Below are 13,512 nucleotides of genomic sequence, written 5' to 3' on the forward strand. Positions count from 1 at the left end.
CCGCGTCCTCAAGAAAGTCACCGATGCTCCCGAGGTTCGAACATCGACGCAGGCTGGCGGGCTTCGTCTCCTGCTTTGCTCTGGCGGCCGCGGTTGCCGGATGCGGTACCGTGATCCTGACCGAGGCCGGATCGCTGACCCGCTACGATCGTCTGGTCTCCAGCGACGAAACGGCCAGCTCGTCGCGAATCTTCGTCGATCAGGCAGCTCTGGCCCAGACCCGGACCGTGCGGATCGTGCCCACGACGTTCCCGGAGGCGGTCGCCCCCGGTCTGACGCCGGCGGAACGCAAGCTCGTTGCCAACGCCGCCGATCGCGCCCTCTGCTACGAGTTGTCCCTGCGCTACGACGTGGTGTCCGGGCGGAAGGCCGACCTGACGGTCCGCTCGGCCGTCACCCGCATCGACCTCACCAACGTGCCGGCCGCTGGCGCCACGATCGCCACCTCGGCCGGCATCACCGTCGCGTCACAGCTCGGCGCCGGGTTCGCGACGGCCGTCGGGCGCATCCCGATCCCGCGCATCCCGATCGGGCTCGGAAGCCTGACCGTCGAGGCCGAGGCCCTCGACAGCCGCAACACGCAGCGCGCCGCCATGGTGTGGGGCGGTGCCACCAACGCCTTCACCAATCAGGCGCGATTCTCGCCGGCCAGCGACGCTTATGACCTCGCCGGGGAGTTCGGGCAGGATTTCGGCTTCTATCTCGCGACCGGCCAGGACCCGTTCAAGGCACCGCTCACGTTGCCGACCTACGACCGCGTCCGCGTGACGACTTTAGGCGAAGCGCCCCTCGATCCGGATTGCGAAGCCTTTGGTCGCGCCCCCGGTTTCGATGGTATCCTCGGCGATTACGTCGGTGCGCCCCCGGAATGGACCGACAAGGGACCGGCGGAAGGTCTTCCGGGCGCCCCCTACAGCCTGCGCTAGGCGCAACCCTTACCGGAGAACGGCGCCCAGAGCGCCTTTTTCTGTGGCGCAGGCTGACCGGCGGCTTTGCGCCGGTTCCCCCCGCGTGATACTGGCCCGTGCCAACCCACTGACGCCGGACGGCCCGCAAGGCCCGGCGCAGGCACCCGTTCCGGAGTTGGTTCATGGCTCGCATCACCGCAGATTCCATCATCGAGGGCCTGACCTTCGACGACGTCCTCCTGCGTCCCGCCGCTTCCTCGGTGATGCCTTCGGACGTGAAGATCGCGAGCCGGCTCACCCGGTCCATCCATCTCAACCTGCCGATCCTGGCCTCGGCCATGGACACCGTCACCGAGGCGCCGATGGCCATCGCCATGGCGCAGAACGGCGGCATGGGCGTCATTCACCGTAACCTCGAGCCGGCCGAGCAGGCCGAGCAGGTCCGCCTGGTCAAGAAATACGAGTCCGGCATGGTGCTGAATCCCATCACCATCCACCCGGACGAGACCCTGGCCGACGCGTTCTCGCTGATGAAGCAGAATCGCATTTCCGGAATCCCGGTGGTCGAGCGCGGCCCCAACGGCTCGCGCGGCAAGCTCGTCGGCATCCTGACCAACCGTGACGTGCGCTTCGCCACCAACTCGTCGGAGACCGTGGCCGACCTGATGACCCGCGACCGGCTCATCACGGTGCGGGAGGGCGTGAGCCAGGACGAGGCCAAGCGCCTCCTGCACCAGTTCCGCATCGAGAAGCTGCTCGTCGTCGACGACCACTATCGTTGCATCGGCCTCATCACCGTCAAGGACATCGAGAAGCAGGTCGCTTATCCGGGCGCCGTCAAGGACGAGCAGGGCCGCCTGCGGGTGGCGGCCGCCACGACCACCGGCGACAGCGGATTCGAACGGGCCGAGCGCCTCATCGATGCCGGCTGTGACGTGATCGTGGTCGACACCGCCCACGGCCACTCGATCAAGGTTCTCGACGCCGTACGCCGGGTGAAGCAGCTCTCCAACACCGTCCAGATCGTCGCCGGAAACGTCGCCACCCGCGATGGCGCCCAGGCGCTGATCGATGCCGGCGCGGACGCGATCAAGGTCGGCATCGGGCCGGGCTCGATCTGCACCACCCGCATCGTCGCCGGCGTCGGGGTGCCGCAGCTCACCGCTCTGATGGAGGCGGTCGAGGCGGCCCAGAGCGCCGACGTGCCCGTCATCGCCGATGGCGGCATCAAATACTCCGGCGACCTTGCCAAGGCGATCGCGGCCGGGGCCTCGGTCGCCATGCTGGGCTCGCTGCTGGCCGGCACCGACGAGGCGCCCGGCGAGGTGTTCCTGCACCAGGGCCGCTCCTACAAGAGCTACCGCGGCATGGGTTCGGTGGGCGCCATGGCGCGCGGCTCCGCCGACCGCTACTTCCAGGCCGAGGTCAGCGACACCCACAAACTCGTCCCCGAGGGGATCGAGGGGCAGGTGCCCTACAAGGGGCCTGTGGCGGCAGTGCTGCACCAGCTCGCGGGCGGCCTGCGGGCCGCCATGGGCTATGTCGGTGCCCCGACCATCCCCGACTTCCAGGAGAAGGCGCAGTTCATCCGCATCACCAATGCGGGTCTGCGTGAGAGCCACGTCCACGACGTGACCATCACCCGCGAGAGCCCGAACTACCCGGGTCGCGCCTGAGCCGGCATCCTCGTCCGGTCTCGGTCGTCACCGCTCCGCGCAGGCGATGATCGGGATCGGGGCCTACCCTCTCCAGGTGACCGCTGCCTAGGTGACCGCTGCCTAGGTGACGCTGCCTGGGTCACCACCGCGCGAAAGGTCCGCCGTGACCGTCCAAGCCATCCTGGCGCCCGTCTTCGCGCAGGTGTTCCTCACCTTCGCCCTGCTGTTCTGGCTCGGTCGGGCCCGTCTCGACGCCGTGCGAGGCGGCGCGGCGAAGAGCCGGGACTTGGCGATGGGCCAGCCCAACTGGCCCGCTCCGGCGCAGCAGGCGGCCAACACCTTCTCGCACCAGTTCGAAATCCCGGTGCTGTTCTACGTCCTCGTCGGATTCGCCCTAGCGACGCGCAAAGCGGACCTGCTCTTCGTCGTTCTGGCCTGGGTCTTCGTCGCCAGCCGGTTCGTTCACGCCGGAATCTACCTCACCAGCAACCATGTGCCCTATCGCTTCCAAGCCTACACGGCAGGGACGCTGGTGCTTCTGGCGATGTGGATCGTCTTCGCCGTCCGCATCTTCGCCAGCCCGATCGGCCTCTGATCCCGCGGGAGAGCGCAGCAGCGCCACCGCCCATTTCGGCTCAAGCTCACCCAACGAACAGGGAAGGAATTTGACCATGCGCGTGCTCGTCGTCGGGGCCGGAGCCACCGGTGGGTACTTTGGCGCACGCCTGGCCGAGGCCGGGCGCGACGTGACCTTCCTGGTCCGACCAACCCGGGCCGAGAAGCTCGCCGCCACCGGCTTGGTGGTCGAAAGCCCGGTCGGCCATTTCCAGCTTCCCGCGCCGCAGACCGTCACGGCGCGCGAACTGGCGGCCGGCCAGGGTGGCGCCTTCGATCTCGTGCTGTTCTCGTGCAAGGCCTATGATCTCGACAGCGCCATCGCGGATGTCGCACCGGCCATCGGACCCGACACCGCGATCCTCCCCGTGCTCAACGGCATGCGCCACCTCGACGCGTTGGACTTGGTATACGGCGCCGACCGCGTGCTCGGCGGTTCCTGCGCGATCGTGGCGACGCTCGGGCCATCCGGCGAGATCCGCCAGATGAATCCGCTGCATACGTTGACCTACGGCGAGCGTTCCGGCGGCCGATCCGCTCGCGTCGATGCCATCGAGACCCTGATGCAGGGCGTCACGTTCCAGCCCCGGCTCAGCGAGTGTATGGTATTGGAGATGTGGGAGAAATGGAGCTTCCTGGCCACGCTCGCCGGGTCCACATGCCTGATGCGTGCCACCATCGGCGACATCGTTGCCGCCCCGGGCGGCCTCCCGTTCATCGAAGCGCTGATGGAGGAGTGCCGCGCCATCGCCGAGAGCGCGGGCTATGCGCCGCGCCGGAGTGCACTCGACAACACCCGCAAGACCCTGACCGCTGCGGGATCCGCCTTCACGGCCTCAATGCTGCGCGACATCGAGGGCGGAGCCCGCATCGAGGCGGATCACATCATCGGCGATCTGATCGCGCGCGCGTCCGGCGCAGTCGCGCATCCGATGCTCGACCGCGTCTATACGCATCTCAAGGCTTACGAGAACCGGCGCGGCCGCGAAACCGCGGCACGATCCTAGTAGCGAGGCCCTGGCGGCGGAGGCGGCGGCGCGCCGTACTCGAGCTGGGTCTTGGCATCCAGCCGGCGCGGCGGGGGCGGCGACAGATCGGGGGCGGCCGGGGCCGTGGAACAGGCGGCCACGGCAATCGCGAGAAGGCTGGCAAGGCCGAGATGGATGACGGGGGACATGCAGTTCTCTAAAGCTCCGAGTGCGTTCGACGCGGCACCGTCGCTCAAGCTGAGCCGTGAACCCGCCGGAAGCTCGACCGCACTGTGACCGACCGCCGTCCGAAGCGTGGCCATATCGCGGCGCTATTTCAATATCGAGGACCCTGCTTGACCCCGCCCGCCCGCCTCTCCGCTGCGATCGAAGTCCTGACCGATCTGTCTTCGCGCCGTCGCCCTGCCGCCGATGCCCTGAAGGATTGGGGACTGGCCCACCGCTTTGCCGGATCGGGCGATCGCGCCGCCATCGCCAGCCTGGTCTACGATACCTTGCGCCGCCGCGCCTCCTCTGCCTGGATCATGGGCGACGAGAGCCCGCGCAGTCTGGTTATCGGCATGCTGCGCCTCCAGCACGGGCTCGCTGCGCCCACGATCGCCACGATGTTCTCCGGCGATCGCTTTGCCCCGGAGCCACTGACGGTTGCTGAGCGAGCCTGCTTGACCGACGGAACGCTCGCGGACGCGCCAGCGCACATCGCCGGCGATGTCCCCGAATGGGTTCTGCCCTCCCTGGCGGTGACATTCGGAGAGGCGACCCGTGAGGAACTACGAGCTCTCGGTCGCCGAGCCCCCCTTGATATCCGGATCAACACGCTGAAGCGCAGTCGCGATGATGCCATGACCGGCTTGGCTCATCTCGCGCCGATGCCGACACCGCACGCCCCGAACGGCCTGCGCATCCCCATCGGCGAGGATGGACGCGGCCCCGCTCTTCACGTGGAACCGGAGTTCATCGACGGGTGGTACGAAATTCAGGATGAGGGCTCGCAACTCGCGAGTATCCTAAGCGGAGCGCGACCGGGCGAGACGGTGATCGACCTCTGCGCAGGCGGCGGCGGGAAGACGTTGAGTTTGGCGGCCATGATGCAGAACACCGGCCGTCTCGTGGCAAGCGATGACGATCCGCGTCGGCTCGCACCGATCCACGAACGCCTGCGCCGCGCCGGCGCAGACGCCGAAATCCGCACGCCCCGCTCCGGTAAGGCTCGCGCCGACGTCCTCGGCGACCTCGACGAGATGGCCGACCGGGTGCTGGTCGATGCGCCCTGTACAGGCTCGGGCACGTGGCGGCGCAACCCTGACGCCAAGTGGCGGTTGCGGCCCAATGCGCTGGCGTCGCGGGTCGCGGATCAGGCCACTGTCCTCGACCGAGCGAGTCGGCTGGTCCGCCTTGGCGGCCGCATCACCTACATCACCTGTTCGTTGCTCCCCGAGGAAAACGATACGGCTATCGCCAGCTTCATCAGCCGACGACCGGACGACTTCGCTGTAGTTCCTGTACAGGATGTCCTGGCGGAGCAGGCCCTCCGTCTGGCTGAAGCCGTTCGCTTGACCAACCACGGCCTCCAGATGAGTCCGGCCCTCACCGGCACTGACGGTTTCTACGTCGCGACCCTGGAACGCCTCCGCTGAAGTAAGAAATGGCCCCATGGGGGCCATTCCGAAGCGTTTGATGAGTGGCTGATCAGAAGCAGCGACGCTTGCGCACCACCGCAACGTGACCGAATGGGCCTCGACGCTTGGTGACTATCGTCTTGCAACGCGGCCCGCGGACAATCGTCCGTTCAACGACACGCGCCTGCTCGACGTTGGAGCCAGGCGAAAGGCCGGCGGCGAAAGGCAATGCTGAAGCCGACGTCGGTCCGAACCCGGTCAGGGCGAAGGCTGCAATCCCGAAGATGGTGGCTCTCACAGCGGAGGCTCCTGTTCGTTTCTGGGGAGCAGGGTTTCGACCGCTGACGGTGAACAGCCGCTTAACGCGGCGGCACGAGCATCCCCAGTCCGATACCGGTCGCGGGGCCGCTCTGCAGGTTCGTCCGTTGCACGGGATCGAGGCCTCGTCTAACTCCGGTTCCATGACGACAGAACACGACAAAATCCTCATCGTGGATTTCGGCAGCCAAGTGACGCAGCTCATTGCGCGCCGCGTGCGCGAAGAGGGCGTCTACTGCGAGATCGTGCCGTTCACCAAGGCTGCGGAGGCGTTTGCGGAGACGAAGCCAAAGGGTGTGATCCTGTCCGGCGGCCCCGAATCGGTGACCACCGAGGCATCGCCCCGCACGCCTCAGGTGGTGTTCGAATCCGGTGTTCCCGTCTTCGGCATCTGCTACGGGCAGCAGACGATGGCGGCGCAACTCGGCGGTGAGGTCGAAGGCGGTCACCATGCGGAATTTGGCAGGGCAGAGATCGAGATCCTGTCGGACTGCGCTCTCTTCAAGGGCGTTTGGCATGTCGGTGAGCATTATCCCGTCTGGATGAGCCACGGCGACCGCGTAACCAAGCTCCCGGACGGTTTCACCACCGTCGCCATGTCGAAGAATGCCCCCTTCGCGGCGGTGGCCGATGAAGCGCGGAAGTACTACGCCGTCCAGTTCCATCCGGAGGTGGCCCACACCCCGCATGGCGCACTGCTGATCCGCAATTTCGTGCGCGATATTGCGGGCTGCTCCGGCGACTGGACCATGGGCGCGTACCGCGACGAGGCAATCGAGAAAATTCGCGCCCAGGTCGGAAATGAGCGGGTCATCTGTGGCCTGTCTGGTGGCGTCGATTCCGCAGTGGCAGCAGTCCTGATCCACGAGGCGATCGGCGAACAACTTACCTGCGTTTTCGTGGACCACGGCCTTTTGCGCATGGGTGAAGCTGAAGAGGTCGTCCGCCTTTTCCGCGACCACTACAATATTCCCCTGGTCCACGTAGAGGCACAGGCGCTCTTCCTGGGTGAACTCGACGGAGTCAGCGATCCCGAGCAGAAGCGCAAAACCATCGGCCGCTTGTTCATCGACGTGTTCGAAGCCGAGTCGAAGAAGATTGGCGGCGCAGCCTTCCTCGCTCAAGGCACGCTCTATCCGGACGTCATTGAGAGCGTTTCGTTCACGGGTGGCCCCTCGGTCACCATCAAGTCCCACCACAACGTCGGCGGACTGCCTGAGCGCATGAATATGCAGCTCGTTGAGCCCCTGCGCGAATTGTTCAAGGACGAGGTCCGCGTCCTCGGTAAGGAACTTGGTCTGCCCGATGCCTTCGTGGGGCGACACCCCTTCCCGGGCCCGGGTCTTGCCATCCGCTGCCCAGGAACGATTACGCCGGAGAAGCTCGAGGCCCTTCGGAAAGCAGACGCAATCTACCTTGACGAAATTCGAAAGGCCGGCCTCTACGACACGATCTGGCAAGCCTTCGCGGTGATCCTGCCGGTGAAGACGGTCGGTGTGATGGGCGATGGCCGGACCTACGACCATGTCTGCGCCCTGCGCGCCGTAACCTCCGTCGACGGGATGACGGCGGATTTCTATCCCTTCGACATGGCTTTCCTCGGACGCGTTGCGACCCGGATCATCAACGAGGTCAAGGGGATCAACCGGGTGACCTATGACATCACCTCGAAGCCACCCGGTACGATCGAGTGGGAATGACGATCCTGAGCTTCCACAAGGTTGCAAAATTTATCAGGAATTCCCGCTTTTCATAGGCAGAATAGCTCTGGAGCCTCGGCATTGGTCTTGTCGTTTGCGACATGGCATGTAGTATACCAGCTGTCCCTCCCAGGGACCCATGTGACGCAACTTCACCCCGCAGCCCCTCGGTCTGCGGGGTTTTGTTGTCAAAGGCTACTGGCGCGCGATGACGGGCGCTACGGAACGGAATGGATAACGCGGCGCAGGCCGAGGAGCCAAGGAGCCGAGGAGCCGAGGAACAGTCCGCTCATTTCCAGAGCTGACGCGAAGACCACACCTGCGAAGCAAAAGGCGATCTCTAGCCAAAGTGATCCGGACTCGCTTGTGCCCCGGGAAGCCGACCTCTAGAGACCGATCCGCGATCCAATATGGCTTTGGATACGTGCGCGAACGCGAAGTTGCCCGAGATCGAAATGATGAGCGAACCACAGGGCTCCTTCGCTCCACTTTCCGGATTGCAGCGCCGTACTCAAATCCTGCTTTTGTTCGTTGTTGCTGTGATTTGTATCGGACCCCTTTTGTGGTTCTCCGGGACATTCGCTGGGGCTGCGATAGCACCGGCGCCGTCAGCTGTACCCTCTCCATCTATTGGAAATAAGAGTTTCGTCCTCTCTGCTGATCAACTCGCCGCCATTGAGGTTGAGACGGTGGAACAGCGTCTCTTCTACGAAGAGATCACCACTGAGGGTAAGATTGGTGTCGATGAGTATCAGGCGACACCGGTTTTCTCACCTTATCCGGGCCGAGTCATTGCCATCTTCGCTCGGACCGGAGAGCAGGTGCAAAAGGGTGAGCGCCTTTTTTCAATTCAAGCCAACGAAATGGTCCAGGCACAGAACGATTATCTGGCCGCTTTGAATGTATTGGCAAAGACACGATCGCAACTAGGCTACGCGCAGGCTGCCGAGAAGCGGCTCCATGACCTCTACGACTCCCGCGTCACAACGTTGCGCGAACTGCAATCTGCACAGAACGATCTGAACACTGCGACCAACGACGCGCGGACCGCAGAAGTAGGTCTTGAGGCTGTACGAAATCGCCTCCGCATCCTCGGCCTGCGCGATGACGATGTCGCCAATCTTCAAAAGGGATCGATCAATCCCGAGACAGCGATCAACGCGCCCTTGAAGGGTACCATTATCCAGCGAAAGATCGGACCGGGACAGTATATCGGTACCGCGGGTGGCGACCCGTCCTACATTATTGGCGACCTTTCCAAGGTCTGGCTCATCGCACAATTGCGGGAGCCCGATGCAGCCAAGGTCGACCTTGGGGAGCGCCTCAAATTCCGCGTGCTGGCTTATCCAGAGAAGATTTTCGAAGGCCGAATCAACTTCATCGGGGCTTCGGTTGATCCGGCTACAAGACGCATCACTGTTCGAGCCGACATCGAAAACATACATAATCTTCTCAAACCTGAGATGTACGCTACGGTTCGGATTATCAATGAACGCGAGAGCCTTTCGCAGTCCGTTCCGCGTGCGGCGGTGGTGCTTGAAGGCAGCAAGGCAAGCGTTTGGGTGCTGAAGCCGGATAACTCGGTCGAGAGCCGAATCGTCAAACCTGGAATCATCGACGGTAGCAACATCGAGATTCTGGAAGGTCTGGTATCCGGCGAGCGCGTCATCTCACGCGGCTCCTTGTTCATCGATCGGATGCTGACCCGAGGCTGATTCGTCAGCGCTCGCCCGCAGGAACCACCGCAAATGACTGGACTCGTCCAACTCGCGCTTCGTCAGCGTGCCCTGGTGGTGCTGGCGTTTGTCCTGCTGCTGGCGTGCGGGCTCGTAGCCTTTCGGACTCTTAACATCGAGGCTTACCCCGATCCGACTCCGCCCATGATCGATGTGATCACGCAGGCATCAGGTCTGTCGGGCGAGGAAATCGAGCGATACGTGACCGTTCCGATCGAGGTGATCACCTCCGGATTGCCAAACCTGAAGCAGGTTCGTTCGGTTTCACTCTACGGCCTCTCGGACGTCAAGCTACAGTTCGGATTTGAATTCACGTATCGTGAGGCCGAGCAGCAGGTTCTCAATCGACTGGCCCAACTCGACGCGCTGCCCAACGGTGCCAAGCCAACCATCTCACCGGTGAGCCCCATCGGCGAAATTTTTCGCTATAAGCTGACTGCTCCGGCCGGTTACAGCGTCCTTGATCTGAAATCTCTGCAAGATTGGGTTTTGCGCCGTCGTTTCCGTGCCGTGCCCGGCGTTATCGACGTCATCGGCTGGGGTGGTAAGACGAAGACCTTCGACATCGCCATCGATCTCGACAGACTCACCGCCTACGGACTGACCCTGTCGGGCGTCGTCAAGACGCTCAACGATAGCAACCTCAATGTCGGTGGGAACCGGATCAACCTTGGGACGCAATCCGCGGTGGTGCGCGGCGTCGGTTTGATCCGTTCGACCGACGACATCGCCGACACCGTCCTGACCCAATCCGGTGGCGCACCGGTCCTCGTTCGCGATGTCGCCACGGTGACGATCGGACATCAACCACGCCTCGGCATCGCCGGCATGAACGATGACGACGACATCGTCCAGGGCATCATCCTGATGCGCCGCGGAGAGGAGAGCACGCCGACGATCCAGGCTGTACAGGCGGAAGTCTCGCGCATCGCGGCGATGGAACTGCTGCCACCGGGCGTGAAGATCGAGCGGATCTACGATCGAGCCGATCTAATCGCCGTCACGACGCACACCGTCCTGCACAACATGCTCGTTGGCATCGTGCTCATCCTGATCGTCCAGTGGCTATTCCTCGGCAATTTGCGCAGTGCGCTCATCGTGGTTGCAACGATCCCGTTCGCGCTGTTCTTCGCCGTGATCATCCTTGTGCTGCGTGGCGAATCGGCGAACCTGTTATCCGTCGGCGCCCTGGACTTCGGCCTGATCGTCGACGGAACCGTGATTATGGTTGAGGCCATCTTCCGGCGGCTATCGGGTCACGGTGACCCGACAGGAACCATCATCCAGTCTGGCCTAGCCGGCAAGCTTGGGCGCATTCGTCAGGCCTCCGCCGACGTGAGCCGCTCGATTGTCTTCGCCGCCATCATCATCGTGACCGGTTTTCTTCCGCTCTTTACCCTCACGGGTGTCGAGGGCCATATCTTCGGACCAATGGCGCAGACCTATGCGTACGCGCTCCTGGGGGGGCTCATCGCCACCTTCACGGTCACACCCGTCCTCTCCGCCTACCTGCTTCCAAACCACGTGGAAGAGGTTGAGACGCTCCTGGTCCGCAGCCTTGATCGACTCTACCGGCCAGCAATCCACGCCGCGTTGAGCAACCGCATCCTGACTCTCGGCCTAGCGGTTTTGCTCTTGGCGGGAGTCGGCGTGGCAGGACGTCAACTCGGTCTGGAATTCCTGCCGAAACTCGAGGAGGGCAACCTCTGGCTACGCGCCACCATGCCGGCGACGATCTCGCTCGAAGAGGGCAATCTCTACGTCAATCGGATTCGCCGCATCATCGCGGCCGTACCGGAGGTAGAAAGCGTCGTCTCACAACACGGCCGACCAGATGACGGAACGGACGCAGCAGGATTTTTCAATGGCGAATTCTTCGCGCCGCTGAAGTCCGCAGAGGCTTGGCGTCCGGGGGTGACAAAGGACAGGATGGTCAGCGACCTCCTCGAAAAATTGCGCGTTGAGTTCCCCGGTATCGAGTTCAATGTCTCGCAATACCTGCAGGACAACGTCGCGGAAGCTGTGTCCGGCATCAAGGGAGAGAACTCTTTCAAGGTCTTCGGCCCAGATCTGGAGACCCTTACGAAGGTCGCCAATCGCGTCGAAGCAGTTCTTCATCAAGTGCCAGGCGTAACCGATCTCGGTGTCTTCACATCCCTGGGCCAACCAACGGTACAGATCGACGTCGATCGCGTCCGGGCGGCCCGCTATGGGCTGACGCCTGGCGACATCAACGCAACCGTCCGCACAGCCATCGGCGGTGACAGCGCTGGAGATCTCTACGACAGCGGTTCAGATCGCCACTATCCAATCGTGATCCGCCTTGCCGAGCAATTCAGGCAGAGTGTGGCTTCGATCCGTGCCCTTCGCATTTCGGGACAGGGCCCAAATGGCACATTGATGCAGGTGCCCCTTAGCGAGGTTGCTCAGGTCGCTCTCGTTTCAGGACCGGCCTATATCTACCGTGAGGGTCAGGAACGATACCTGCCGGTGAAGTTCAGTGTCCGCGACCGCGATCTCGGTAGCGCAATCCTGGAAGCACGCGAGCGTGTGAACACCGAGGTCTCTCTGCCGCGCGGCTATCGCCTTGAGCTGGTCGGCGAATTCAACAACATGCAAGGCGCCCTCGCGCGCCTTTGCATCACAGTTCCGATTGCTATTGGCCTGATTGCGATCCTGCTGTTCATGAACTTCGGATCCGCCATCGACATGCTGCTGGCGCTCAGTGTCATCCCAATGGCTGCGGCCGGAGGAGTCCTGGCGCTTGTCATCACGGAGACACCGTTCAGCGTATCCGCCGCAATCGGCTTCATCGCACTCCTCGGCATTGCCGTCATGGACGGCATCATCGTGCTTTCACACTACAATGCACTGATCGCGGAGGGCGAAGAGCGTGTAAGGGCCATGTTGCGCACTTGTCGAACGCAACTCCGGCCGGTGGTCATGACCTGCGTCGTGGCTGGCGTCGGCCTCCTGCCGGCTGCCTTCTCCAACGGAGTCGGCTCCCAGGTTCAGAAACCTCTGGCGCTGGTAGTCGTCGGCGGCATGAGTCTGGCGCCGCTCCTCATCCTGTTGATCCTGCCAGCGCTCATTCTCGCGCTCTCGCGGCGAAACCCTGAACAGGCCGAAAGCGAGGAAATAGAGATAAGCGCCGCGAAGCCAGCATCCGGTTTAACCTAATCGATGGGTGCTGCATTTCCCTTGGCTGGTTGCCGCGCTAAGCGAACTCAGTCCCACAAAATCTCGATGCGATTTAGGTGGGAGCCGACAGCAATCGAGAAGCCTTCTCGCGCTGATGCATTCCGGTCAAGTTATCGGTCGGGTCTCGCCAGAGCAGACACGTTGCCGCTGTCGCGGTAGTTATCCTGGCAAAGCATTACGGCCCGCAGACCAGCGGGCCGGTCGATGCAGCAGCGCCGATCGATCAGTTGTTGCTGGTCAACGCGGCCTTCGACACCGGCAACTCGGGCGGTGTGGCATCCGCGATCTGGCCGGTAGTCCGGTGGGGGGGCTGGGCGGTCATCAAGTCTACACTGATCTGGATCGTCAGCATAAACAACAGCGCCACGACCAGCGCCTGTGCGGCGCGCTGGAAAGGACGGGCGGATAAACGAACGGACGCCTCCAGTCGATCGGCATCCATCGACACGGAGGCGATCCGGTCGGAGATCGGGAGAAGCCACGGCTCACTCGGAAGAGCCTGAAGCCCTCCCATTTCATGAGCGCCCGGCAGGTTCTGGAACAGTCCGCTGGACATATCCGTACTCCTGGTTGGTGAGTGGCAGCCCAGTGTGGAAGGCTGATCGTTCATGTTCAGTTAATATGACTTTTTGTTCATTTCAAGTTCAGGGTCGGAACACTCTGATCCACCTCCCCAATCTTTCGCAGGCATGACCCGCGAGCAGGCTTCCGCGTACCAAATTTCCCCGACGGGTATCGTTCTGAGCCGAACGTCAGAATCCGTGTAAT

Annotated in this window: 10 protein-coding genes; 8 read left to right on the forward strand and 2 right to left on the reverse strand. The window is 63.2% G+C overall.

Features of this window, described 5'->3' with window-relative positions; genetic code table 11:
* The first annotated feature begins 23 nt into the window (after window positions 1-23).
* The 4 genes from ASF57_RS02000 (at window position 24) to panE (ending at window position 4,188) form a co-directional block, all read left to right on the forward strand.
* Entirely contained in the window at window positions 24-926 is a 903-nt protein-coding gene (locus ASF57_RS02000; RefSeq protein ID WP_056189065.1) for a DUF3313 domain-containing protein, read from the forward strand.
* A gap of 164 nt (window positions 927-1,090) precedes the next feature.
* Window positions 1,091-2,584, forward strand: coding sequence for an IMP dehydrogenase (guaB, locus tag ASF57_RS02005; protein ID WP_056479350.1), 1,494 nt, complete (start codon window positions 1,091-1,093; stop codon window positions 2,582-2,584).
* Window positions 2,585-2,729: 145 nt separating this feature from the next.
* A complete protein-coding gene (locus ASF57_RS02010; RefSeq protein ID WP_056479353.1) occupies window positions 2,730-3,161 on the forward strand; it encodes an MAPEG family protein in 432 nt (143 codons plus the stop codon).
* A 76-nt stretch (window positions 3,162-3,237) separates the two neighbouring features.
* Window positions 3,238-4,188 carry a 2-dehydropantoate 2-reductase gene (gene panE, locus ASF57_RS02015; protein ID WP_056479360.1) on the forward strand — a complete coding sequence of 317 codons (951 nt, stop codon included), beginning with the start codon at window positions 3,238-3,240 and terminating at the stop codon, window positions 4,186-4,188.
* On the opposite strand, the gene ASF57_RS26310 is transcribed toward panE, so the two are convergent.
* Window positions 4,185-4,358 carry a hypothetical protein gene (locus ASF57_RS26310; protein WP_200935794.1) on the reverse strand — a complete coding sequence of 58 codons (174 nt, stop codon included), beginning with the start codon at window positions 4,356-4,358 and terminating at the stop codon, window positions 4,185-4,187. The genes panE and ASF57_RS26310 overlap by 4 nt on opposite strands.
* Before the next feature lie 147 nt (window positions 4,359-4,505).
* On the opposite strand from ASF57_RS26310, the gene ASF57_RS02020 reads away from it, so the two are divergent.
* From ASF57_RS02020 to ASF57_RS02035, 4 genes are all read left to right on the forward strand, one after another.
* Window positions 4,506-5,807 (forward strand): RsmB/NOP family class I SAM-dependent RNA methyltransferase, encoded by a 1,302-nt coding sequence (locus ASF57_RS02020; RefSeq protein ID WP_056479363.1) that lies wholly within the window; start codon window positions 4,506-4,508, stop codon window positions 5,805-5,807.
* A gap of 443 nt (window positions 5,808-6,250) precedes the next feature.
* Window positions 6,251-7,807, forward strand: coding sequence for a glutamine-hydrolyzing GMP synthase (guaA, locus tag ASF57_RS02025; RefSeq protein ID WP_056479367.1), 1,557 nt, complete (start codon window positions 6,251-6,253; stop codon window positions 7,805-7,807).
* A 440-nt stretch (window positions 7,808-8,247) separates the two neighbouring features.
* Entirely contained in the window at window positions 8,248-9,522 is a 1,275-nt protein-coding gene (locus ASF57_RS02030; protein WP_244476773.1) for an efflux RND transporter periplasmic adaptor subunit, read from the forward strand.
* A 33-nt stretch (window positions 9,523-9,555) separates the two neighbouring features.
* Window positions 9,556-12,723 carry a CusA/CzcA family heavy metal efflux RND transporter gene (locus ASF57_RS02035; protein ID WP_056479369.1) on the forward strand — a complete coding sequence of 1,056 codons (3,168 nt, stop codon included), beginning with the start codon at window positions 9,556-9,558 and terminating at the stop codon, window positions 12,721-12,723.
* 244 nt (window positions 12,724-12,967) lie between these two features.
* Here the strand turns inward: ASF57_RS02035 and ASF57_RS02040 are convergent, their stop codons facing one another.
* Window positions 12,968-13,300 (reverse strand): hypothetical protein, encoded by a 333-nt coding sequence (locus tag ASF57_RS02040; RefSeq protein ID WP_056479372.1) that lies wholly within the window; start codon window positions 13,298-13,300, stop codon window positions 12,968-12,970.
* Window positions 13,301-13,512 lie beyond the last annotated feature (212 nt).

It is taken from the genome of Methylobacterium sp. Leaf117 (assembly GCF_001422985.1).
Taxonomy (GTDB): Bacteria; Pseudomonadota; Alphaproteobacteria; order Rhizobiales; family Beijerinckiaceae; genus Methylobacterium.

What these genes read in the sequence shown, in the direction of transcription:
- ASF57_RS26310 (WP_200935794.1), bottom strand. Translation starts at nt 4,358, where the DNA reads ATGTCCCCCGTCATCCATCTCGGCCTTGCCAGCCTTCTCGCGATTGCC.
- guaB (WP_056479350.1), top strand. Translation starts at nt 1,091, where the DNA reads ATGGCTCGCATCACCGCAGATTCCATCATCGAGGGCCTGACCTTCGAC.
- ASF57_RS02040 (WP_056479372.1), bottom strand. Translation starts at nt 13,300, where the DNA reads ATGTCCAGCGGACTGTTCCAGAACCTGCCGGGCGCTCATGAAATGGGA.
- ASF57_RS02000 (WP_056189065.1), top strand. Translation starts at nt 24, where the DNA reads ATGCTCCCGAGGTTCGAACATCGACGCAGGCTGGCGGGCTTCGTCTCC.
- panE (WP_056479360.1), top strand. Translation starts at nt 3,238, where the DNA reads ATGCGCGTGCTCGTCGTCGGGGCCGGAGCCACCGGTGGGTACTTTGGC.
- guaA (WP_056479367.1), top strand. Translation starts at nt 6,251, where the DNA reads ATGACGACAGAACACGACAAAATCCTCATCGTGGATTTCGGCAGCCAA.
- ASF57_RS02035 (WP_056479369.1), top strand. Translation starts at nt 9,556, where the DNA reads ATGACTGGACTCGTCCAACTCGCGCTTCGTCAGCGTGCCCTGGTGGTG.